Here is a 22,796-nt window from a genome sequence, read left to right as displayed (position 1 = left end):
TAAGGCAGGCCGTGCCGATCGAAGCGAAAAAGGCGCGCTCGGAGAACTGCGGAGCACGCCTCGGGAGTACTGAAAAACGGCCTATTTTACCCGAAATGACGGGCTCGACGGCGCATTGCGGCGGGTATCGCACGGGCCCGTCGTCAGACGCCCATGCGCCGAGCCGCGAGCGTCGCACGCACGCGCTCGGCGTCGAGCCTGTAACGGGAAAGCTCGACGCCGTCCAGGACCAGGACGGGTACGAGTTCGTCATAGCGGGCGACGAGCGCCGGATCGGCATCGACGTCGATCACCTCGACCTTCGCTCCGAACTCGGCGGCCAGCGGGACGAGCGCGGCCCGCATCTCCTCGCACAAGTGACACCACGCGCGGCTATAAAGCGCGAGCGTCGGCGCGGATGGCGTCGGCACGCGCGAGTTCTGCGTCATTTCTGCGCCATCGCCACACGCGGGCGCATCGGCACGAACTGCGTGTTCTCGCCGCGCCGAACGAGCACGGCCACGGTCTTCTGCGGGTCGAGATGCGCGACGGCTTGCTGGAAATCCTTCGTGCTGCCGATGTCGTTATCGCCGATGCGCAGAATGATGTCGCCCTTTTGCAGACCGACGCGCGCGGCGGGCCCCTCGACCGTCTCCACTTGCACACCGCCCTTCAGCTTCAACGACTTGCGCTGATCGGCCGGGATCTCGCTGACCGTCACGCCTAGCGGATTGCGCGGCTGCGGTTTCGCCGACGGCGCTTCATGATCGCCGGTCTTCACCGTCTTTTCCGACGGTGTCTCGGCGACGGTGATCGGCAAGTCCATCGACTGCCCCTTGCGCCAGACGGTCACCGTCGTCCGCGTGCCGGGCTTCGTGTCGCCGACCATGCGCGGCAGATCGGTATCGGTATCGACGGGCGCGCCGTTGAACTTGAGGATGATGTCGCCGGGCTGCACGCCGGCCTTGTCGGCCGGGCCGCCCGATTCGACATTGCTGACGAGCGCGCCTTCGGCTTTTGGCAGCCCCAGCGAATCGGCGACGTCCTTCGTCACCTGCCCGATCGCGACAGCGATGCGACCTCGCACGACGCGCCCCGTCGCCTTGAGCTGCTCGGCCACGCGCATGGCTTCGTCGATCGGAATCGCGAACGAAATGCCCATGAACCCGCCCGTGCGGCTATAGATCTGCGAGTTGATGCCGATCACCTGCCCTTGCATGTCGATGAGCGGCCCACCCGAATTACCCGGGTTCACCGCCACGTCGGTCTGGATGAACGGCAGATAGTCGCCCGTATCGCGCCCCTTCGCGCTGACGATGCCGGCCGTCACCGTATTGTCGAGGCCGAACGGCGAACCGATCGCCACGACCCACTCGCCGACGCGCACCTTGTTCGAATCGCCGATCGTGACCGTAGGCAGATTCGAGGCATTGATCTTGACGATCGCCACGTCGGTGCGGTCGTCCGAGCCGATCAGCTTCGCCTTGAACTCGCGCTTGTCGGTCAGCGTGACATAGATCGTGTCCGCATCGTCGACCACGTGTGCGTTCGTCATCACGTAGCCGTCCTGCGAAACGATGAAGCCGGAACCGACCCCGGCATTTTGCTCGGAGTCGCTGTCGGGCCCGTCCGGGTTGCCGCCGTTGCCACCGTCGTTCTGGCCGCCGCGCGGCGTGTTCTGCCCGTTTTGACCGTTCTGGCCGTTTTGGCCATTCGGCGCCTGCGGCAGCGGAATGCCGAAAAAGCGCCGGAAGAACTCCGACATGTCGCCTTCGTCCGTGCCCGGCGGAAGCGCGCGCTGCGGGCCCCCGCTCGAGACATGCGTCGTCGTCCGAATGTTGACTACGGCCGGCCCGACTTTGTCGACGAGGTCGGTGAAATCGGGCAGGCTGGCGGCCGGCATCGCGGCGGCGAGCTCGGGCATGAAAGGCAGGCAAGCCAGCAGCGCGGCGGCCGCGAAGAATTTGCGCACCGAGTGATTCATAAGGGGGATTGGACCGAAACGTTGACCGAAAGGCTGCCGCCACGCCGCCCGACGCTTCGAATGACGCAAAAGGACTCGAAGCGCTGGAACGGCTGAATACTCAAAGGGATCGAAAGCTTATTTCGCAGCCTTGTATTTTATGGCAGCGGCGAATAGTTGCAGTGTGCCTTGAGGAACCTCGCCAAGCAAGGTGATCCAATAATCGCCGTGCCGCGTGACGAGCACGTGCGTCGCGCCGCTCGCGCCCGCGCCTTCCTTGCGTGAGTTTTTTTCGGTGGGCTCGACGAAGACGGAAACCGTGGAGAGCCCGTCGGAAAAGACGGCCTGATCGACGGGAATCGGCGGATCGCCGGCATCGCGGGCCGCCATGGGCCGCCGCACCTCGCGAATCTTGCGAAAGCCCGGCACGTCGGGGTTCAGCGACCAGCCCTGGGCTTCCATGTCGACGGGCTCGACGGGCGGATGGACGAGCGTCCAGCCGGCCGTGTTACGAATCCCGGCCGCGATAGGCGCCTTTTGGGCCGGCACGCCGATCCGCAACTGGGTGAACGAGATCTGCTCGAGCACCTGGCCGCTCGCGTCCAGCGTCTGCGCGCGCAGCAAAAGCCCCGTCTTCGAATCGGTCCACAACTTGTACGAAAAGCGATAGGCATCCTTCGGATCGAGCTCGATCACCTGCGCGTCGATGCCGGCCACGCGATCGGGAGGCAGCATCTTCGAATCGTAGACGGCAAGGACGTCGCGCCCGCTTTCGCTCAAGAGCGCGGGAAACGCGTCGCGGTTCTGCCGCTTCTCGACGACGCAAAGATGGCGCTCGGGTACGAACGTGAAGAGGTCGTCATCGTGCCTCAGCAGCTTGCGCGGCTTGCCGTCGAGCGTTTCGAGCGCTTCGTACTCGCTGCCGTGCACCGCGTAATGGGAGATCCGCGAAGATTGAACGAACGTGCCGCGCTGATAGACGAAAACGCCCTCGTAGTTCTCCTGCTGCGCGGCGCGCGGAATCCGATCGAGCCGGTTCGCGGCCTCGACCGACGAATCGGCGGTGCGGCCCGCCTGCGCGAAAGCCTGCGGTGCAACCGACAGCAACGCGGCCACGAAGAGCAACCAGACCGGCAGCCGACTCTTTGCGGCGATGCGCCTAACCCCCGATATCGGCATCAGCTTATTGGCCTTGGGAAGTCAGCGCCGCCGCGCGGATGAACGGTGCGGAGCCCGGCACCACGGGTTGCTGAGCGAACTGCTGGTGTGCTTCGAGGTACTCGTCGAGCCGGGCGTCGCGAATGATGTTGAGCTCGCCCGCATTCGACGAATCGCGGCCGCCCGCCATCGCGACTGTTTGCACCGGATCATGCCGGGCCTGAACGGCCGCCGTTTGCAGCGCCGCCTGCTGCCCGCCGGCATGCTGGACTTGCGGAACAACGATCCAGGTCAGCACGGCCGCGGCCGCGGCAGCCGCGAGACTCGGCGCGAACCGCCGGCCGACGAACGAGAGGCCGCGGCCGTCGCGGCGCGCGGCCGGTGCCGCGGAGGCAGCCGGCGCAAGCACGTGCGGCTCGGCTTCGAGCCGCGCGGCGAATCCGCGCAGGAATGCGCTGCTCGCCGCGGGATGAACCGCCAGATCATCCGAGCGCAAAGCATCACCGATCAGGTGATAGTCGGACCAGGCGGCCCGATCGGCGCCGCTCAACCCCGAAAGGACGGCATCGGCTTGTTCCGCTCCATCGAACCACTCACCGTCTACAAAGGCGGATAAACGCTCGCCTCGCGAGCCCTGCGAAACCTTCGATACCGACCCCATGACGCTCCCCAATTCTTGCAAACACCCGTAATCAAACCGCTCCGCGCGCCCGTGCAGCACCGCCCGTAGCCCGTCGCACCCGCAGGGCGCACTCTTAGCCGCCACTAGGCAGCCGCTACCAGCGCTTGCCCTCCGGCGTATCGAGCAACGGACGCAATTTTGCCGCAATTGCCTCGCGCGCGCGAAAAATACGAGACCGCACGGTGCCGATCGGGCACCCCATCATCTCGGCGATTTCCTCGTAGCTGAGGCCTTCGATTTCTCGAAGCGTAATGGCGACGCGCAACTCTTCCGGCAGCAACGCCATCGCGGCATTGACCGTCTGCGCAATCTGCTTGCTCATCAACACCGACTCGGGCGTGTTGATATCCCTTAGTTGATCGGCGTCCGAGAAAGTTTCAGCTTCCTCCGCATCGGCTTCGGTCGAAGTCGGGGCTCGACGGCTCTGCGTGGCGAGATAGTTCTTGGCCGTATTGACCGCGATCCGGTATAGCCACGTGTAGAACGCCGACTCGCCGCGAAACTGCGGCAGTGCGCGATACGCCTTGATGAATGCATCCTGAGCGACATCCTCGACCTCCGCCGGGTCGCGCACGAGGCGCGAGATCAGCCGGATGATCTTCCGATGGTACTTGGAGACCAGGAGCTCGAACGCGGCTTTGTCGCCTTTTTGCACGCGTTCGACCAGTACCTGGTCAATCTCTTTTTCGCTCACCTGATGGTCCGTTTACTTTTGGGGGGCGCGTTGCGGACCGCTATTGTAGCGCCCCCTTCAACGCCTGATGCCGGATGGGCTGTAACGTTGGTTACCGTCGTTACATCGCCGCATGCCTCGCCCGCACGGCCAGTTCGCGAAAGGCTTCGGCGGGAAGCGCATCGGCCGTGACGAGCAGCCTCGACAGGCGCGATCCGCCATGCGGCATGACCGCGATGACGAGAAGCAGGCTCGCCCATTGGGCGCAGCCGGCGATGCGGCCCCGCACGAGCAAGCGCCCCGAGCGGTCATAGGCCGCGATGCCGTCGGCCTCGAGTGAAAGCGCCGCGGGTTGCCGGCGTTCATGGCCCAACGCGGCAAGCGCGAGGGCCCCGAAGGTGGCCGCGGCGAGCGCGAAGGCAGCCAGGTCGCCGCCTCGCGGCATGACGACGCTCCGTACCGCAAGCGCCGCGAGCAGGGTGAAAATGAAGAGACTCGCCCGAACAGCAACCGAGCGCGACAGCGCGATGCCTTGCGGCACGCGCTGCGCCCAGAAACGTTCGGGTCCGCCAGGCAAGCGACTCAGATGCGCTTGAAAACCAGCGTCCCGTTCGTGCCGCCGAACCCGAACGAGTTCTTCAGCGCGACGTCGATCTTCATTTCCCGCGCCGTGTTGGCGCAGTAGTCGAGATCGCATTCGGGATCCTGCTCGAAGATGTTGATCGTCGGTGGCGACATCTGATGGTGGACGGCGAGCACCGTGAACACCGACTCGAGTCCGCCCGAGCCGCCGAGCAGGTGGCCCGTCATCGACTTCGTCGAATTGACGACGACGCGCTTGGCCTGTTCGCCGAGCGCACGCTTGATGCCGATCGTCTCGGCGAGATCGCCGAGCGGCGTCGACGTGCCATGCGCGTTGACGTAGTTCACCTCTTCGGCATTGATGCCCGCGTTGCGCAACGCCGCCTGCATGCAGCGGCGCGCACCGTCGCCATCCTCGAGCGGCGCCGTCATATGGTAAGCATCGGCGCTCATGCCATAGCCGGCGATCTCCGCGTAGATCTTCGCGCCGCGCGCCTTCGCGTGCTCGTACTCCTCGAGCACCATGACGCCCGCGCCCTCGCCGAGCACGAAGCCATCGCGGCCCGTGTCCCACGGGCGGCTCGCCGTTGCGGGATCGTCATTGCGCTGCGAGAGGGCACGCGCCGCCGCGAAGCCGCCGATGCCGAGCGGCGAGACCGTCGACTCGGCGCCGCCCGCGACCATCACGTCGGCATCGCCGTACTCGATGAGCCGCGACGCTTCGCCGATGCAGTGCAGACCCGTCGTGCAGGCCGTCACGATCGCGAGATTCGGCCCCTTCAGACCGTACATCATCGACAGATGACCGGAGATCATGTTGATGATCGATGCGGGCACGAAAAACGGGGAAATCCGCCGCGGGCCACGGTTGTGCAGCTCCATTTGCGTGGCTTCGATCATCGGCAGGCCGCCGATGCCCGAGCCCACCACGACGCCGATGCGCTCGGCATCCGCTTCCGTCACTTCGAGGCCGCTATCCTTGATCGCCTGAATGCCGGCGGCGAGGCCGTAATGGATGAACGTATCCATCTTGCGGGCTTCTTTCGCCTCGAGATAATCCTCGACGTTGAAGCCCTTCACCTCGCCTGCGAAGCGCGTCGAGAAGTTCGTCGCGTCGAACTTCGTGATGTTGGCAATGCCGGACTTCCCGGCCACCAGATTGGCCCATCCGTCGGCAACATCATTGCCAACAGGCGAGACGAGCCCCAAGCCTGTAACGACAACACGACGACGGCTCACGGTAACCTCTTTTCCATAGAATGACAAAAGCAAAAGCCACAGCGGCCGCAGGGAACGGCCCTGCATGCCCCGTGGCTATGAATTCAGCATCAGCCCGTACCTGGCATTGGCGTGACGCGCGTTTGACGAGCGCTTGACGAACGCGACGTGGCCAGCTCGAAAACGAGCGAAAGGTCCGACGAGCGTCAGGCCTTGACGTTCGCGCGAGCGTAATCGATCGCTTGTTGAACCGTCGTGATCTTTTCGGCCTCTTCGTCGGGAATTTCCATGCCGAACTCATCTTCGAGCGCCATGACGAGTTCGACGGTGTCGAGCGAGTCCGCACCGAGATCGTTCACGAACGAGGCCTCGTTTTTGATTTCAGCTTCGGCGACGCCCAGTTGTTCCGCGACGATCTTCTTGACGCGCTGTTCGATGTTGTCCATTACCCCTCCGAGGGAAAGAAGTTCAAAAATGCAAGTGCGCGCATTTTATCAGGTTTGGTTCTGCGAAAAAGCACGCGCAAGGTAGGGCAAAACCCGTCGCAACGGCGCTCCCCGAAAGGGGGAAATACGCCAAGGCGCGGATGTTACCCGATTTCGGTTACGACATGAACATGCCGCCGTTGACATGCAGCGTCGTGCCGGTGATATACCCGGCGAACGGCGACGCGAGGAACGCGACGGCATGCGCGATGTCGTCGGGCGAACCGAGCCGGCCCAGCGGAATCTGCGCCTTGAGCGCCGCCTGCTGCTCCTCGGGCAGCACCTTCGTCATGTCGGTGTCGATGAACCCGGGCGCGATACAGTTGACGGTGATGCCGCGGCTGCCGATCTCCCGTGCCAGCGCACGCGTCATGCCCGCGACCCCGGCCTTGGCCGCCGCGTAATTGACCTGTCCCGGATTGCCCGTCGATCCGACGACCGACGTGATGTTGATGATGCGTCCGCCGCGCGCCTTCATCATCGGGCGCAGCACCGCGCGCGAGAGACGGAACACGGCTTTCAGGTTCGTATCGACGACGGCATCCCAATCGTCGTCCTTCATCCGCATCGCGAGCTGATCTTGCGTGATGCCGGCATTGTTGACGAGCACGTTGAGCGCGCCGAACTCCTTGACCGTGCTCTCGATGAGGGCTTCGACGGCAGCGCCGTCGTTCACGTCGAGCACCGCGCCGCGACCCGCTCCGCCCTGTGCCGCGAGCGCCTCGCCGATGCTTTGCGCACCGGCCTCGCTCGTCGCGGTGCCGATGACGGTCGCGCCTTGGCGCGCGAGCTCGAGCGCGATGGCGCGGCCGATGCCACGCGAAGCGCCTGTCACGAGGGCGACCTGTTTATCGAGAGCCTTTTCCATGATCCGTCCGATTGATCCCTTTTGCGCTTACCGTTGACTTCATTGCCGGGCGCCGATGGCGAGCCCTGCCGGTTTCACCCGGCCGCGACGGCCTTCAGCATGTCTTCGAGCGAGGCCGGGTCCGTGATTGCGCCGCCGACGAGATTCGCGTCGATGCGCTTCGTGAGTCCGGCGAGCACCTTGCCGGGACCGCATTCGATCACGTGCGTCACGCCGCTCTTCGCGATCGACTGCACGCATTCGACCCACCGAACGGCACCCGCGGCCTGGCGCACGAGTGCGTCCTTGATCGCGGCCGGCTCCATGGTCGTCGCCACGTCGACATTGTTGACGACGGGAATCTGCGGCACGTTCACCTCGACGCTCGCCAGGTACTCGCGCAGGCGGTCCGAAGCCGGCTTCAGAAGCGACGAGTGAAACGGCGCCGAGACCGGCAGCGGCAGCGCGCGCTTGGCGCCCTTGCTCTTCGCGAGCTCGCAGGCCTTTTCGACGGCCGCCTTGTGACCGGCGATCACGACTTGCGACGGCGCATTGAAGTTCACCGCTTCCACGACGCCCGCGCCTTCGCTCGCGGCGTCGGCGCACACCGTGCGCACCGTGTCGTCGTCGAGACCGAGGATCGCGGCCATGCCGCCGACACCGACCGGAACCGCCGTTTGCATCGCCTGGGCGCGAAAGCGCACGAGCGGCAGCGCATCGCGAAAAGCAAGCGCGCCGGCCGCGACGAGCGCCGTGTATTCGCCGAGGCTGTGCCCGGCCACCACCGACGGCGCGGGACCGCCCGCCGCGCGCCACGCGCGATAGAGCGCATACGCCGCGGTGAGCATGACGGGCTGCGTGTTCGTCGTGAGGTTCAACTCGTCGGCCGGACCTTCGGCGATCAGCTTGCCGAGATCCTGCCCGAGCGCATCGGACGCCTCCTGAAGCGTTTCACGCACGGCCGCATTATCGGCGAACGCGTCCAGCATGCCGACCGATTGCGAGCCTTGCCCAGGAAATACGAACGCGAATTTCATCTCTTCCTCGATTGCAGAAGTTCTTTTATGGAAGTTGGTGCGAGCATCGAGTGCCGCGGCCGCCCACTGCAGGCGAAGCCGCGCGCGGCGGTACGCTCACGCATGCCCGGAGAGCACCGCCCGACAGCCGACGCCAAGCGCCGATCATCAATAGCGAATGACGGACGCTCCCCACGTGAAGCCGCCGCCGACACCTTCGATCAGCACATGCTGACCGCGTTTGATGCGCCCGTCGCGCACGGCGACATCGAGCGCGAGCGGAATCGACGCCGCCGACGTATTGCCGTGCTCGCCAACCGTCACGACCATGCGCTCCGTCGGCAGACCCAGCTTGCGACAGGTGCTCGTCATGATACGGATATTGGCCTGGTGCGGTATTAGCCAATCGACCTGGCCGGGCGACAGATGCGCCTTGTCGAGCGCCTCGACGGCGACCTTCTCGAGAACGTTGACGGCGAGCTTGAAGACGGCCTGCCCATCCATATGAAGGAATGCGCTGCCGGCGACGACGCCACCGTTCACATGCCCCGGCGTGCAAAGAATGTCCGCATGGCTGCCATCGGCGTGCAGCGCGCTCGCGAGCACGCCCGGCTCCTCGGAAGCCGACAGGATGACGGCGCCGGCGCCGTCGCCGAACAGCACGCAAGTCGTGCGGTCATCGAAGTCGAGAATGCGCGAGAACGTCTCGGCGCCGACCACGAGCGCCGTCCGATGCTGACCGCTGCGAATGAGCGCGTCGACGGTCGCGATTGCGTAAGCGAAGCCCGAGCAGACGGCCTGCACGTCGAACGCGGCTCCGTTGTTCTTGATTTCGAGCTTGTTCTGCAACAGGCAGGCCGTGCTCGGAAAGACGAAATCGGGCGTCGACGTGGCGACGACGATGAGGTCGATCGACTGCGGATCGATGCCGGCGGCCTCGATGGCCCGCTGCGAAGCGACAAGCGCGAGATCGCTCGTCGCCTGGTCGGGATCGGCAAAGTGGCGGGCGTGGATGCCCGTGCGCGCAACGATCCACTCGTCGCTCGTTTCCACACCGCGCTTGGCAAGACGATCCGCCAGCTCCTGATTGGTGACGCGGTTGGACGGCAGACAGCTGCCCGTGCCAAGCACGCGGGAATAGATTTTGGATTGGGCCATTATGCTTTCGAAGATACCGCGGCGTAAGGCTCGGCCGGGCGGCCGGCGGGATTGGCGGAGCCGGCGCCGCCCGAGGCGCGCGTGGCCTGCTCGAGCGGATAGGCATTCTCCTCCATCGCCCGCGCGAGGCGCTCGAGGACGCCATTTTTGACTGCATCATACCCGCGTTTGATGGCCCACTCAAACGCGTACGCGTCCGCCGAGCCATGGCTCTTGATGACGAGTCCGCGCAGCCCGAGCAGCGCGGCGCCGTTGTATTGGCGATGATCGACGCGCTTCTTGAAGCGCATGAGGACGGGCAACGCGAGAAGCGCCATCAGCTTCGTGAGCAGCGAGCGCCCGAACTCTTCGCGGATGATCTCCGAGAGCATCTGCGCGAGACCCTCCGACGTCTTCAAGGCGACGTTGCCGACGAAACCGTCGCAGACGATCACGTCCGTCGTGCCCTTGTAGATGTCGTTGCCTTCGACGTTGCCGCGAAAGTTCAGCGTGCTCGCGCGCAACAGCTCACCCGCGCGCTTGATCGTTTCGTTGCCTTTGATGACTTCTTCGCCGATGTTGAGCAAACCGATCGTCGGCCGGTCCTTGCCTTCGAGCGCGGAGACGAGCGCGTGCCCCATCTCGGCGAATTGAACGAGATGCTGCGGCTCGCAATCGACGTTCGCGCCGAGGTCGAGCATCATCGTATAGCCGCGCGAATTCGGCAGCGCCGACGCGATCGCGGGGCGCTCGATGCCGGGAAGCGTCTTCAGCACGTAGCGCGAGACGGCCATCAGCGCACCCGTGTTGCCCGCGGATATGCAAGCCTGCGCCGACTCGTCCTTGACGAGGCCGAGCGCCACGCGCATCGACGAGTCCTTCTTCCTGCGCAGCGCGACTTCGACCGGGTCGTCCATGGCGACGACTTCCGAAGCCGGCACGACGCTGAGCGCCGGCAGATCGAGCGCCTTCGCTTTTTTCAGTTGAGCTCGAATCGGCGCTTCGAGACCGACGAGCACGAGATGCGCATCGGGATGCGAACGTACGAAGCTGACTGCCGCGGGAACCGTCACGGACGGGCCGTGGTCGCCTCCCATGCAGTCTATCGTGAGCTTAGTGGTCATGAACCGCGACGAATTTCAGGCACAAAAAAGCGGCAATCGAATGCCGCCTTTTCGTTGAGTACCCCGAGCGTACTTCCTCAGAGAGCCCCTCGATCGGGCGCTCTCTTCGGGGAGCCCGGGAACCTCCAAGCAAGCTGCCAGGCAAGCCGCTCGCCGCGCAGGCCACGGCCGGGCTCGGCAAGCATCGCAAAAACGCGATCAGTTTCAGTCGTTCTTCGTCTTGACGACTTTCTTGCCGCGGTAATAGCCGTTCGGGCTGATGTGATGACGCAGATGCACTTCGCCCGTGCTCGGCTCGACCGCGAGCGGCGCGCCCGTCAGGAAATCGTGCGAGCGGTGCATGCCGCGCTTCGACGGCGACTTCTTGTTTTGCTGGACTGCCATGATAACTCCTAAAAATTTCCGGGATTCTAACACAGCCCGATCGGCGAAACGCCATGGCCGAAAGGCCAAGCGAGGGGTGCCGCGTCGCGCTGCCATTTGCTCGTCGAGCGGCTTTTCAGTGCTTTTTGCCGCCGCCGTCTTTTCCGCCCGCGCCGCGCTTGAGCGCTTCCAGCGCCGCGAACGGATTTGGCTTGCCCGACTCGCCGGACTCGCCGTTTTCATTTTCCTCGGCCGCCTCGCCGTTATCCTCTTCCGCGCGGCCGGCGGCGCCCGAACTCAGGCTCTCGTGCACCTGCGGACAGACCTCGTGCTTCGGCACGAGCGGCAGGGAAAGCAGCAGTTCCTCTTCGATCAGATCGATGAGATCGAACTGGCGCGAGCCTACGATCACGTCGAGGTCATCGTCGTCGAGCGGGTATTCGTCGGCCTCCTCATCCGTCTCAACTAGCCGGTAGGTGGCATCGATATCGAACGACTGCTCGTAGGGCGTGAGGCACCGCTGGCACTCGAGCCATGCCAAGCCATGCACCGCAAGCCGCAAATAAGGTTGCTGCGCCTCGCTGCCGTCATCCTGCAGCTCGGGCTGCGTCGAGCCCTCCGCCTGCCAGGTGAACGCGGTGTCGCGCTCTGGCGCCTCGGCCGGAACTTCGTTTAACATGCGCGGCAACTGCGAGACCCGCACCGAACCCGCCGCCTGGCGCGCACTGCGCGCAAATTCGAAGATGTCGAGCTCGTGCGGATCGATGGAACCGGCAGCCTTGCCCGGATGTCGACTCATGGGTGCCTCCACTCCACGGCAAACCGCGAGAAACCCGAGAGGGTAGCTGCTTTACCGTTTTGAGTCAAGCACTTAAGGCATGAGCCGCGAGGCCGCCGACCAGCCGGTGCAAGCGGGCGATCATCGCCGTTTCCATCGCGGCCACACCGTTCCGATACCCACAAATCCAACGACTCCGATATTTCATGCCGATTTCAGCAGATGATCCGAGGCCGCGCCTGATTCTCGCCTCCAGCTCGCCGTATCGCCGCGCGCTGCTCGAACGGCTGCGCATCGCGTTCGACGTCGCCGTGCCCTCGGTCGACGAAACGCCCCACCCGGGCGAAGCCCCGGCCGCCACGGCGCTGAGGCTCGCCGAGGCCAAAGCGCGCGCCGTCGCCGCGCGTGAATGCGGAGAGGCCGGTGCGTCGCGGCTTCCGGGCACGCCAACGCTCGTGATCGGCTCCGATCAGGTCGCCACGCTCGACGGATGCCAGATCGGCAAGCCCGGCACGCACGACAAGGCGCTCGCGCAATTGCAGGCGATGCGCGGGCGCGTCGTCGAGTTCCATAGCGCGTTGTGCCTCTTCGACAGTGCACGCGACATCGCGCGAACCGAAGATGTCGTCACACGCGTGCGCTTTCGCGATCTGTCCGACGCGGAGCTCGACGCCTACTTGCGCGCGGAGACACCCTACGATGTCGCGGGCAGCGCGAAGGCCGAAGGGCTCGGCATCGCGCTCCTCGAAGCGATCGATTCCGACGATCCCACGGCCCTCATCGGCCTTCCGCTGATTGCCCTCACGCGTATGCTCCGGGACGCGGGCTACCCACTTTTGCGATCCATGAAATGAGCGGCACCCTCTACCTGATTCCGAACGCACTTGGCGACGGCGACGCCAATGCGCTCGCCACCGTGCTGCCCGCCAGCGTGCTCGCGCGCGCGGCGGCGCTTTCCTACTTCATCGGCGAAAACGCGAAATCGACGCGCGCGTTCCTGAAAAGGGTCGGCCCGGCGCGACCGATCCAGGAAATCGAGATTCGCGAATTGAACGTCAAGACGCCGGCCGCCGAAATCGATGGGCTGCTCGCGCCGGTGCTGGCCGGCACCGATGCCGGGCTCGTCTCCGAAGCCGGCTGTCCGGCCGTGGCCGATCCGGGCGCACTGCTCGTTCGGCGCGCGCACGAGCGCGGCGTGAAGGTCGTGCCGCTGGTCGGTCCGAGCTCGATTCTGCTCGCCTTGATGGCGTCGGGACTCGACGGCCAGCGCTTTGCGTTTCACGGCTATTTGCCCGTCGATGCCGCCGAGCGTGCTAAGCAGCTCCGCGAACTCGAACAGCACTCGCGCAAAGCCAAGGAGACGCAGGTCTTCATCGAGACCCCCTACCGCAATCGCGCGCTGCTCGATGCGCTATTGACCGCGCTGTCGCCGTCGACGCTCGTCGCCGTCGCGGTCGACCTCACGCTCGAGACGGAAACCATCGTGAGCCGGCCCGTCTCGGGCTGGAAAAAGAACGCCGGCGCGCTCGATTTGCACAAGCGCCCGGCAATTTTCCTGATGCTCGCGAGCTGAAAACGGAGTTCGACGAGTCCGGCGACGGACCGTCCGGCCGCCTTTTGCCACACGAGCGGCCGTTCGGTCGGCCAGCCGGTCGGTCAGTGCAGCCTGAGTCCGTCGAAAACGAGCGACTTGACGGCGGCGCTGCCCACGGCCGTGCCGAACTTGCGGGCGAGCCGGTCCGAGAGGCTTTCCTTGACGGTGTAGTCGACGATGCGCGGCGCCTTGATCACTTCGCGCGCGACGTAGCGCGTATCGCCGAAGCCGTCGGCTAGCCCTAGCTCGACGCTCTTTTCGCCGGTCCAGAAGAGTCCCGAGAAGATATCGGGCGTCTCGTGCAGCCGCTTGCCTCGCCCTTCGCGCACGGCCGAGATGAACTGCTGGTGGATGTCGTCGAGCAGTTGCTGCGCGTGCGCGTCCATCGCGGGCGTTTCGGGCGAGAACGGATCGTAGTAGCCCTTGTTCACGCCCGACGTATGCAAACGGCGCTGAATCCCGAGCTTGTCCATGAGCCCCGTGAAGCCGAAGCCGTCCATCAGCACGCCGATCGACCCGACGATACTGGCTTTGTTGACGTAGATCTTGTCGGCGGCGACGGCGATGTAGTAACCGCCGGACGCGCACATATCGCCGACCACGACATAAAGCGGCTTCGACGGATATCGGGCTCGCAGCCTGCGAATCTCCGCGTTGATCATGCTGGCCTGCACCGGGCTGCCGCCGGGGCTGTCGATCTTCAGGACGATGCCGGCCGTGTCGCTATCCTCGAACGCGCGGCGCAACGCGGTGTCGATATCGTCGGCATTCGCGTTCGTGTCAGGTGCGATTTCGCCGTCGAGCGTCACGAGCGCAGTGTGCCGCCCCGCCGCGGTCACCTTGTCGCTCGATGCGTGGAAAACGCGGAAGACGATTAAGAGCAAGACAATGAGGAACGCGAAACGAAAGAAAATGCGCCAGCGGCGCGCGGCGCGCTGTTCCTTGATGGCGGCAAGCGCGATGCGCTCGAGCGCCGCCCGCTCCCAGTTCGCTTCGCCGCCGGCGGAAGCGGAAGGCCGTGGCGCTGAGCGCGAACCGGCGTCGTCGCGGGGGTCGGGAGTCGGATAGTCGGACATTGAGTCGATGGAATCGCGTATGAAAGGTCATTGAATGAAGCGCGACTGGAGCGCCCGCCCGCCGGCGAATATCGTCCGCCGGGGCATCGATGGATGCCCCGGCTCACGGTCGCTAGGCCGGCCCCAGCGCCTCGTCCGGCAACCAGAAGACGGCGCGGCCCTCGGGCGTCTCGCGCTCCTCGACGGCGACGCGGCGCAGCCTTGCACCGCGGCACGGCCCGCCGACGCACCGCCCCGTCTCGGGCTCGTAGATCGCACCGTGCGTCGCGCACATCAAGTATAAGCCCGACGATTCGAAGAACTGACCTTCCAGCCAATCGAGCTCCATCGGCACATGCGCGCAGCGATTCAGATAGCCGTATACACCGCCGCCGTAGCGGACGAAAAAAACGACGGCATCCTCGCCGCAGTGCTTGGCCGCGAGGCGAACGCCCGCTCCCCCATCCTGGAGCTCGTCGGACGCGCAAACGCGCACGGCCGCCGCCTCCACGTGACCGTCGCCCGCGCTCACGCGTGCTCCCTCAACCAGGCGGCCAGCGCCGGCACGCTGTCGGCGACGAACTTCGGCTCGAGCGCGCTGAGCGCGTCGGCCCGGTGTGCGCCATAGCTCACGGCAACGCCGGCCGTTCCCGCGTTCAGCGCCATCTGCAGATCGTGGGTCGTGTCGCCGATCATGACGGTGCGCTCAAGGTCCTGCCCCAGTTCGCGCGAAAGCTCGTGCAGCATGGCCGGATGCGGCTTGGAAAACGTTTCGTCGGCACAGCGCGTACCGTCGAAGAGGCAAGTGAGATGCGCCTCGTCGAGTGCCCGGTTGAGGCCAACCCGGCTCTTGCCCGTCGCGACGGCGAGCAGGTAACCCATGTCACGCAGTTCTTCGAGCAGTTCCCGCGCCCCCTCGAAAAGCTCGGTGCGCGTGCCTTTGATCAGATAGTGATAGCGGTAGCGCTCGGCAAGCCGCGGGTATTCGGCCGGATCGAGCGACGGCGCCGCGATCGAGAGGGCGTCGCGCAAGCCGAGCCCGATCACGTAGCTCGCGGCTTCGTCCGCCGGCACGGGCAGCCCGAGATCGCGGCAGGCGGCCTGGATGCTGCGCGTGATATGCGCCGTCGAATCCATCAGGGTGCCGTCCCAGTCGAAAACGACCAGGTCAAATTGCTGTCGGGCCATCGTGTTGCGCCTCGTCGCGCACTGCGTTCAATTGATCGATAAAACGCCGACAATCGTCGGGCAACGACGCCTCGAAAGTCAACGGCTCACCCGTCACCGGGTGCGTCAGGCGCAGCCGGTGAGCGTGGAGGAACATCCGCTTGAGCCCGGGACGCGCGTCGGCGCGCGCCAGCGCCTTGTTGAGCGCGAAGTCGCCGTATTTGGCGTCGCCGACGATCGGCAGCCCCAGGTGCGCGAGATGGACGCGGATCTGATGGGTGCGGCCCGTCTTCAACTCGGCCTCGACGAGCGCGTAGTCGGGCCAGCGCTCGACGAGGTTGAACACAGTGTGCGACGGCAGGCCCTCCGGGTCCACGCGCACGCGCCGCTCGCCGTCGGCAGTCAGATACTTGTGAAGCGGCTCCTTCACGGCCCGGCGCCGTCCCCAGTCGCTCGGCCAATTCCCATGCACGCAGGCGTAGTAACGTTTGTCGATGCGGTTGTCGCGAATCTGTTCATGCAATCCGACGAGCGCAGCGCGCTTTTTCGCGAGCATCAGCACGCCCGACGTTTCGCGATCGAGCCGGTGCACGAGCTCGAGGAACTTGCCGAGTGGCCGCGCCTCGCGCATTTGCTCGATCACGCCGAACGCGATCCCGCTGCCGCCGTGCACGGCGACGCCGGCCGGCTTGTCGATGATGAGCAGGTATTCGTCCTCGAACAGCACCTCGAACCGCGCGGGCGGCGCCGCGAGCGGCACGTCGACGCCGCGCTCGGCAACGCGCACGGGCGGCACACGGACGATATCTCCCGAAACGAGCCGGTATTTCGCATCGACGCGCCCTTTGTTGACCCTCACCTCACCGCTGCGCAGGATCCGATAGATATGGCTTTTCGGCACCCCCTTGCAGACGCGCAACAAAAAATTGTCGATCCGCTGTCCGGCGATACCCTCGTCTACCTGTATCATCGAGACTTGGTCGCCTGCGACCAATTTCTGGGAAATTTTGCCTAACTCATTCATTCTGAATATAATTTACGCCAGCAACTTACCGCTGCCGGCGAGTTTGTCGGCGAGTTTGTCGGCGGTTCGCCAGGATAACTGGCGGGTTGTGTGGGGACACCGAAGCAGGAAGCCGCTATTTTAGCTTCGTTGGCAGTACCCAAGGGCTGGTTGCTTGCCCTGTAACCGAGAAGCAACGAGTTGCACGCACGGCATTCGCCGCGGCAAGGATGGCGCCCACAGGCGCGTTCGGTCGCGCCGGTGTCGACGGTAACGGAATTTTGGTAAAAAAGAATTCATCAGGAGAGCCGCAAGCGTCGGGGCATAGATAGCCGGCGCCCGGGCTCCCCGATTGCGAACACCACGGCGAGCGCCCACGAGCGTCCCGCGTCAAGCGGCGTTCTCGGCGACGTCAAAACTGGCGAGGCACCCGCGCGGCTGTCGAGCGTCCCGGGCTTCAAGCCGCGTCCCCGTGACGCGGACTTACCCTGGCGCTTCGAGACCCGCAGCGTACGATGTGCGCCGCGGCATCGCCGCGCGGCAGCGCAAAGCACGTCCCGTGCGGCGCCGTTATTTGAAGCCGTATTCGCATGCGCCCCGGCGGCTCGCGGCCCTATTTCGATTCGCGGCGAGCCCCTTCAAGGCAATTCTCCCCGCCATTTTTCCCGCTCCAGCGTGCTTGTGACAACAAAACAAAGGCGCGGCGCGCCATTGCGAGCACGCCCTCGGCTCAGTCTCCACTGACCGGGGTGCTCGCCGGCGCAGCCGCTCTGGAGCCGTTCAATGAAACGCATGCTGTTCAATGCGACGCAGCAGGAAGAACTGCGCGTCGCCATCGTCGATGGGCAAAAGCTCATCGACATCGACATCGAAACCGCCGGGCGCGAGCAGCGCAAAGGCAACATCTACAAAGGCGTCGTCACCCGCATCGAGCCGTCGCTCGAAGCCTGCTTCGTCAACTACGGCGAAGATCGCCACGGCTTCCTGCCGTTCAAGGAAGTCGCGCGTCAGTATTTCCGCGATGGCGTCGAAACGCGCTCCGCCCGCATTCAGGATGCGCTGCGCGAGGGACAGGAGCTCATCGTCCAGGTCGAGAAGGAAGAGCGCGGCAACAAGGGCGCCGCGCTCACGACCTTCATCTCGCTCGCGGGGCGCTATCTCGTGCTGATGCCGAACAACCCGCGTGCGGGCGGCGTCTCGCGCCGCATCGAGGGCGAGGATCGGCAGGAACTGCGCGAAACGATGGCGCAGCTGCAATTGCCCGACGGCATGAGCATGATCGCGCGCACGGCCGGCATCGGCCGCAGCGCTGAAGAGCTGCAATGGGATTTGAACTACCTCATGCAGCTATGGCGCGCGATCGAGGCCGCGTCGCAAAGCGGCCAGCCCGGCCAGCCGATGCTGATCTATCTCGAATCGAGCCTCGTCATCCGCGCGATTCGCGACTATTTCCAGCCCGATATCGGCGAGATCCTGATCGATACGACCGAGATCCATGATCAGGCGCGAGCCTTCATGGATATCGTGATGCCCGACAACGTGGGCAAGGTCAAGCGCTATCACGACGACGTGCCGCTCTTTTCGCGCTTCCAGATCGAGCACCAGATCGAGACGGCTTACTCGCGCACGGTGCCGCTGCCTTCCGGGGGCGCGATCGTCATCGACCACACCGAGGCGCTCGTCGCCATCGACGTGAACTCGGCGCGCGCCACGAAGGGTGCCGACATCGAGGAAACGGCGACGCGCACGAACCTCGAAGCGGCGGACGAAGTGGCCCGGCAGCTCCGCCTGCGCGACCTCGGCGGCCTCATCGTCATCGACTTCATCGACATGGAGTCGACGAAGAGCCAGCGTGAAGTCGAGCAGCGCCTGAAGGATGCATTGAAGCACGATCGGGCGCGCGTGCAGATGGGCAAGATCTCGCGCTTCGGCCTGATGGAGCTGTCGCGCCAGCGGCTGCGCCCGGCCCTCTCCGAAGGCAGCCACGTCACCTGCCCGCGCTGCAACGGCACCGGACATATCCGCGATACCGAATCGTCGGCGCTGCAGGTGCTGCGGATCATCCAGGAAGAGGCGATGAAGGAGAACACCGCGGCGATCCACTGCCAGGTGCCCGTCGAAGTCACCGCATTCCTGCTCAACGAAAAGCGCCAGGAAATCAACAAGATCGAATCGCGCTTCAAGGTCAACGTCATCCTCATTCCGAACAAGCACCTCGACACGCCGCACTACAAGCTCGAGCGCCTGCGTCACGACGACGCGCGTCTCGACGATCCGCGCGCGTCGTGGCGCATGGCCGAGGAAGCGGCCCGCGAGCTCGAGTCGGAGACGGGCTACAGCAAGCGGTCGGAAGACGTGAAGCCGAAGCAGGAAGCGGCGGTCAAGGGCATCACGCCAGAGAAGCCCGCTCCGGGCGCGCCGGTCCGCCCCCAGGAAGCCCCCGTGGCGGCGTCCGCGCAGGCGGTTACAACACCCCGCGCCGGCAGCGGTTTCTTCGGATGGATCAAGAGCCTCTTCGGTGCGCAGCCGGCCGCTCCGGCGCCGGCGCCCGAACCGGTCCAGCCCGCCCGCCCTGCTCGCGAAGCCCGCGAGCCGCGTGAGGGCGCGACGGCGCGCGGTACCGAGCGCGCGGGCGATCGCAATCGCGGCAAGCGCGGCGGCGCGGGTCGCGAAGCCGCGGCGCGCGCCGACGGCGTCGCAGGACTGCGCCAGGCGCAACAGCCGTCTCAGCGGCGCGAGCCGCGGGAAGCGCGTGAAGGTCGCGAGGGCCGCGAGGCGCGTGAAGGTCGCGAAGCACGCGAGGGCCGTGACGGTCGGGAACGCGCACTCGAGCGTGCCGAGCGTGCCGAGCGTGCCGAGCGCGGTGAGCGCGCGGAACGCGCCGAAGTCGCCGAAGCGGCGCCGCGCGGCGAGCGTCAGGATCGGGGCGAGCGGCCCGAGCGCGGCGAGCGCCGCGAACGGCCCGAGCGGCCGGAACGGGGCGAGCGCCGCAAGCCGCTGACCGAAATCGCCGACATGACGACGCGGCCTGAAACGACGGGTTCCGAGAGCGCCGTCGCGGCAAGCGTCGCTGAAGGTGTTCCGGCACCCGAACAGGAAACGGGCGCACGTGACGGCGAGGAGCGTCGTCGTCGCCGCCGCGGTCGTCGTGGCGGCCGTCGCGAACGCGAAGACGAAACGGTGAACGTCACGCACGAGGCCGACGTCGCCGAAGCGGAAGGGACGGTTGGAGCCGTGCCGACAGCCGGCGCGCGCGCCGCTACGGCTGGTGCCGCCGAGCAGGCCGCGGCCACACACGCCGCCACGGTCGATGCCGGCAAGCAAGCCGCAACTGCCGAACTCGTATCGCATGCCCCTGGCCAAGCCGCCCCGCAACGCGCGGAAGATCGCGCCGGCGCCGAGCATGCGGTCGTGACGCCCGTGCCGACCGAAACGCCGGTGGCGGTGCCGCCGCCCGAAAGCGGGGCCGCCGCGCCGACTTGGCAGCCGTCGCCGGCTCCCGTGGAGCAGGCAGCCACGACCGAACCGGCCGTCTCGTCAGTCCCGGCTGCGCCGGCAGAAGCCGCGCCGCAATCGTCGGCCGAACAGTCGGCAAGCGCCCCGTCCGAGTTCGCCGAGGCACCGCGGGTGACCGAGCCGACGCCGATCGCGGCCGTCGAGCCCGTATCGACGAGCGCTGCGCAAGCGCAAGTGGCGGAAGCCGTCGCCCCGGCGGCGGCAAAAGCCGAGGGCGCGGCCGACGTGCACACAGCCGAAGCCGGTACGACGCAGCCGCAAGCTGAGACGCAGCCTGTCGCCGAATCCGCACCGGCACGCCAGCTGTCGAATGGTCTGCCGAACGGCGTCGCGAAGGGCCTCTCGGCCGCGGAGCTCCAGCCGATGCTCGAGTCGGCGGGACTCGTATGGGTCAATACCGATGCCGAGAAGCTGCGCGCCTCGCAGGAAGCCGCGGCACGGATCCCCGCGCCGGTGCGCGTGCCGCGCGAACGCAAGCCGCTGCCGCCGGCCGATACGGCGCCCATGCAGCAGGTCGAAACGCGCAAAGCAGAGTAAGCCACGCTCGTTGTGGTTTTACGATGACGAAAAGCCTGCCCCTTCGGCAGGCTTTTTTTCGGCAGGAAGTCCTTTCCCATCCCGCTCCGGCCTATTGGGCTAGAATGATCGTCTAGTCCCTTTTGCCATCGATCATGTCCCGCCGCATCATTCCGGTCGCCGACATCAGCGCAGCTCCCGATTTCGCCGGCGTCCCGATCGAGCCGCGCGGAATCGTGACCGATACGTTCGCGAGGCCGCTGCGCGATCTGCGCGTCTCGATAACGGATCGCTGCAACTTTCGCTGCATCTACTGCATGCCGCGCGCCGTGTTCGACAAGGACTACCCGTTCCTGCCGCACGATGCGCTGCTCACGTTCGAAGAAATCGAGCGGCTCGCCCGCACGTTCGTGGCGCACGGGGTCGAGAAGATCCGGCTCACGGGCGGCGAGCCGCTGCTTCGCAAGAATATCGAGTGGCTGATCGAGCGCCTCGCCCGCCTCTCGACGCCCGATGGCCGGCCGCTCGACGTCACGCTGACGACGAACGGCTCACTGCTCGCCCGTAAAGCGCGCGCGCTCAAGGATGCGGGCTTGACGCGCGTCACCGTGAGTCTCGACGCGCTCGACGACGCCCTCTTCAAGCGGATGAACGACGCCGATTTCGCGGCGGCGAGTGTGCTCGAGGGCATCGCGGCCGCTCAAGCGGTGGGGCTCGAGCCGCTCAAGGTCAATATGGTCGTGAAGCGCGGCACGAACGACGGCGAGATCGTGCCGATGGCGCGCCATTTCAAGGGTTCGGGCGTCGCGCTGCGCTTCATCGAATACATGGATGTCGGCACATCGAACGGGTGGAACATGGCCGAGGTGCTGCCCTCGGCCGATGTCATCGCGCGCATCGCCGAAGTCTTTCCACTCGTGCCGCTCGAGCGGCATACGCCGGCCGAGACGGCGCAGCGCTGGGCTTATGCGGATGGCGGCGGCGAAATCGGCGTCATCTCGAGCGTCACGCGCGCGTTTTGCGGTACCTGCACGCGTGCTCGGCTCTCCACCGAAGGCAAGCTATACCTTTGCCTGTTCGCGTCCGCGGGCCACGACCTGCGCGCGCTGTTGCGCAACGGCGCATCCGATGCCGAAATCGCCACGGCTATTGCGCGCATCTGGCACGGACGCGAAGACCGTTACTCGCTGCTGCGCGGAAGCGAAACCGCGAGCACCTCCGTTGCGGCCGCGCCGCGCGTCGAGATGTCGTACATCGGCGGATAGCACGCGTCGTCGTCATGGAACGGTCCGCTCGGCATCCGCGTATCACGGGGCTCATTCTCGCAGGCGGTCGCGGCACGCGCATGGGCGGCCTCGACAAAGGGCTGCAGCCCCTGCACGGCGAGCCGTTGGCGCTGCATGCGGCAAGGCGGCTCGCGCCGCAGGTCGATGCGCTGCTCGTCAGCGCCAACCGTCATCTCGACGCGTACGCGGCGATTGGCGAGCCCTTCGATGCGCAGGTCCTAGCTGATGCAACGACTGACTTCCCCGGCCCGCTCGCGGGCATGCTTGCGGCACTGCGGGCGGCGCGCACGGAACTCGTGCTCTGCGTGCCCTGCGACGCGCCGAATCTGCCGCTCGATCTCGCGGCGCAATTGACGCACGCCCTCGATGCGGCGCGCGCCGACGTCGCGACCGTCGCCACGCGCGATTCGAACGGACGGGCCACGCTGCATCCGGTCTTTGCGCTGCTGCGCACGACGCTGGCCGACGACCTCGCGGCAACGCTGGCTCGCGGCGAGCGCAAGGTCCGCGCGTGGTACGCGCGCCACATGAACGTCGAAGTCGTCTTTCCGGACGAGCACGCGTTTTACAATGCCAACTCTTTGCAGGAGCTCGCCGAGCTCGAGCGTGCGTTGCCCGCCGTCGGCGAATCGAGACACGAGTCCTGAGCGAGAG

23 protein-coding genes are annotated in these 22,796 nt (G+C 65.9%); 5 read left to right on the top strand and 18 right to left on the bottom strand.

Annotated features, from left to right (window positions below; all coding sequences use genetic code 11):
* Window positions 1–143: 143 nt before the first annotated feature.
* The 14 genes from C9I57_RS22700 to C9I57_RS22635 form a co-directional block, all read right to left on the bottom strand.
* Window positions 144–428 (bottom strand): glutaredoxin family protein, encoded by a 285-nt coding sequence (locus C9I57_RS22700; RefSeq protein ID WP_107152881.1) that lies wholly within the window; start codon window positions 426–428, stop codon window positions 144–146.
* Entirely contained in the window at window positions 425–1,963 is a 1,539-nt protein-coding gene (locus C9I57_RS22695) for a DegQ family serine endoprotease (RefSeq protein WP_107152880.1), read from the bottom strand. The genes C9I57_RS22700 and C9I57_RS22695 overlap by 4 nt, the downstream gene beginning before the upstream one ends.
* Before the next feature lie 117 nt (window positions 1,964–2,080).
* Window positions 2,081–3,121: a MucB/RseB C-terminal domain-containing protein gene (locus C9I57_RS22690; RefSeq protein ID WP_107152879.1), complete on the bottom strand. Its 1,041-nt coding sequence runs from the start codon at window positions 3,119–3,121 to the stop codon at window positions 2,081–2,083.
* Between the two features lie 4 nt (window positions 3,122–3,125).
* Window positions 3,126–3,761, bottom strand: a complete 636-nt coding sequence (locus C9I57_RS22685) for a sigma-E factor negative regulatory protein (RefSeq protein WP_107152878.1) — start codon at window positions 3,759–3,761, stop codon at window positions 3,126–3,128.
* Between the two features lie 115 nt (window positions 3,762–3,876).
* Window positions 3,877–4,476 carry an RNA polymerase sigma factor RpoE gene (rpoE, locus tag C9I57_RS22680; protein WP_018441580.1) on the bottom strand — a complete coding sequence of 200 codons (600 nt, stop codon included), beginning with the start codon at window positions 4,474–4,476 and terminating at the stop codon, window positions 3,877–3,879.
* Window positions 4,477–4,576: 100 nt separating this feature from the next.
* The gene (locus C9I57_RS22675; RefSeq protein WP_146166251.1) at window positions 4,577–4,996 is read right to left on the bottom strand and encodes a hypothetical protein; all 420 of its coding nucleotides are present in this window, start codon (window positions 4,994–4,996) and stop codon (window positions 4,577–4,579) included.
* A 41-nt stretch (window positions 4,997–5,037) separates the two neighbouring features.
* On the bottom strand, window positions 5,038–6,276 hold the full coding sequence (fabF, locus tag C9I57_RS22670) for a beta-ketoacyl-ACP synthase II (RefSeq protein ID WP_107152876.1): 1,239 nt from the start codon (window positions 6,274–6,276) through the stop codon (window positions 5,038–5,040).
* A 185-nt stretch (window positions 6,277–6,461) separates the two neighbouring features.
* A complete protein-coding gene (gene acpP / locus C9I57_RS22665; protein ID WP_004197638.1) occupies window positions 6,462–6,701 on the bottom strand; it encodes an acyl carrier protein in 240 nt (79 codons plus the stop codon).
* Between the two features lie 157 nt (window positions 6,702–6,858).
* Window positions 6,859–7,608 carry a 3-oxoacyl-ACP reductase FabG gene (fabG, locus tag C9I57_RS22660; protein WP_107152875.1) on the bottom strand — a complete coding sequence of 250 codons (750 nt, stop codon included), beginning with the start codon at window positions 7,606–7,608 and terminating at the stop codon, window positions 6,859–6,861.
* A gap of 74 nt (window positions 7,609–7,682) precedes the next feature.
* Window positions 7,683–8,624: an ACP S-malonyltransferase gene (gene fabD, locus C9I57_RS22655; RefSeq protein WP_107152874.1), complete on the bottom strand. Its 942-nt coding sequence runs from the start codon at window positions 8,622–8,624 to the stop codon at window positions 7,683–7,685.
* Window positions 8,625–8,771: 147 nt separating this feature from the next.
* Complete coding sequence (locus C9I57_RS22650; protein ID WP_107152873.1) at window positions 8,772–9,761, bottom strand: beta-ketoacyl-ACP synthase III; 990 nt, start codon at window positions 9,759–9,761, stop codon at window positions 8,772–8,774.
* A complete protein-coding gene (gene plsX / locus C9I57_RS22645) occupies window positions 9,761–10,864 on the bottom strand; it encodes a phosphate acyltransferase PlsX (protein ID WP_107152872.1) in 1,104 nt (367 codons plus the stop codon). Before plsX ends, C9I57_RS22650 begins: the two co-directional genes overlap by 1 nt.
* A gap of 204 nt (window positions 10,865–11,068) precedes the next feature.
* On the bottom strand, window positions 11,069–11,248 hold the full coding sequence (rpmF, locus tag C9I57_RS22640; protein ID WP_018441573.1) for a 50S ribosomal protein L32: 180 nt from the start codon (window positions 11,246–11,248) through the stop codon (window positions 11,069–11,071).
* Between the two features lie 115 nt (window positions 11,249–11,363).
* Window positions 11,364–12,026 (bottom strand): YceD family protein, encoded by a 663-nt coding sequence (locus C9I57_RS22635; protein ID WP_107152871.1) that lies wholly within the window; start codon window positions 12,024–12,026, stop codon window positions 11,364–11,366.
* 185 nt (window positions 12,027–12,211) lie between these two features.
* On the opposite strand from C9I57_RS22635, the gene C9I57_RS22630 reads away from it, so the two are divergent.
* Both C9I57_RS22630 and C9I57_RS22625 read left to right on the top strand, forming a co-directional pair.
* Entirely contained in the window at window positions 12,212–12,859 is a 648-nt protein-coding gene (locus C9I57_RS22630) for a Maf-like protein (RefSeq protein WP_107152870.1), read from the top strand.
* The gene (locus C9I57_RS22625; RefSeq protein WP_107152869.1) at window positions 12,856–13,578 is read left to right on the top strand and encodes an SAM-dependent methyltransferase; all 723 of its coding nucleotides are present in this window, start codon (window positions 12,856–12,858) and stop codon (window positions 13,576–13,578) included. The genes C9I57_RS22630 and C9I57_RS22625 overlap by 4 nt, the downstream gene beginning before the upstream one ends.
* Before the next feature lie 83 nt (window positions 13,579–13,661).
* Here the strand turns inward: C9I57_RS22625 and C9I57_RS22620 are convergent, their stop codons facing one another.
* The 4 genes from C9I57_RS22620 to C9I57_RS22605 all read right to left on the bottom strand — a co-directional run bounded on the left by C9I57_RS22620 (window position 13,662) and on the right by C9I57_RS22605 (window position 16,845).
* Complete coding sequence (locus tag C9I57_RS22620) at window positions 13,662–14,675, bottom strand: S49 family peptidase (RefSeq protein WP_107152868.1); 1,014 nt, start codon at window positions 14,673–14,675, stop codon at window positions 13,662–13,664.
* 112 nt (window positions 14,676–14,787) lie between these two features.
* Window positions 14,788–15,186, bottom strand: a complete 399-nt coding sequence (locus C9I57_RS22615; protein WP_107152867.1) for a Rieske (2Fe-2S) protein — start codon at window positions 15,184–15,186, stop codon at window positions 14,788–14,790.
* Window positions 15,183–15,842: an HAD-IA family hydrolase gene (locus tag C9I57_RS22610; protein WP_107152866.1), complete on the bottom strand. Its 660-nt coding sequence runs from the start codon at window positions 15,840–15,842 to the stop codon at window positions 15,183–15,185. Before C9I57_RS22610 ends, C9I57_RS22615 begins: the two co-directional genes overlap by 4 nt.
* On the bottom strand, window positions 15,823–16,845 hold the full coding sequence (locus tag C9I57_RS22605; protein ID WP_107152865.1) for an RluA family pseudouridine synthase: 1,023 nt from the start codon (window positions 16,843–16,845) through the stop codon (window positions 15,823–15,825). Before C9I57_RS22605 ends, C9I57_RS22610 begins: the two co-directional genes overlap by 20 nt.
* Before the next feature lie 762 nt (window positions 16,846–17,607).
* Between C9I57_RS22605 and C9I57_RS22600 the strand changes: the two genes are divergently transcribed.
* The 3 genes from C9I57_RS22600 to mobA all read left to right on the top strand — a co-directional run bounded on the left by C9I57_RS22600 (window position 17,608) and on the right by mobA (window position 22,789).
* Window positions 17,608–20,877, top strand: coding sequence for an Rne/Rng family ribonuclease (locus tag C9I57_RS22600; protein WP_107152864.1), 3,270 nt, complete (start codon window positions 17,608–17,610; stop codon window positions 20,875–20,877).
* Between the two features lie 134 nt (window positions 20,878–21,011).
* Window positions 21,012–22,121, top strand: coding sequence for a GTP 3',8-cyclase MoaA (gene moaA, locus C9I57_RS22595; protein ID WP_107152863.1), 1,110 nt, complete (start codon window positions 21,012–21,014; stop codon window positions 22,119–22,121).
* 14 nt (window positions 22,122–22,135) lie between these two features.
* Window positions 22,136–22,789, top strand: coding sequence for a molybdenum cofactor guanylyltransferase MobA (gene mobA, locus C9I57_RS22590; RefSeq protein ID WP_107152862.1), 654 nt, complete (start codon window positions 22,136–22,138; stop codon window positions 22,787–22,789).
* Window positions 22,790–22,796 lie beyond the last annotated feature (7 nt).

It is taken from the genome of Trinickia symbiotica (genome assembly GCF_003028655.1).
In the GTDB taxonomy this organism is placed as follows: Bacteria; Pseudomonadota; Gammaproteobacteria; order Burkholderiales; family Burkholderiaceae; genus Trinickia; species Trinickia symbiotica_A.
The sequence above is the reverse complement of the archived record's forward strand: the minus strand, read 5'-3'. Positions and strand labels throughout refer to the sequence as shown.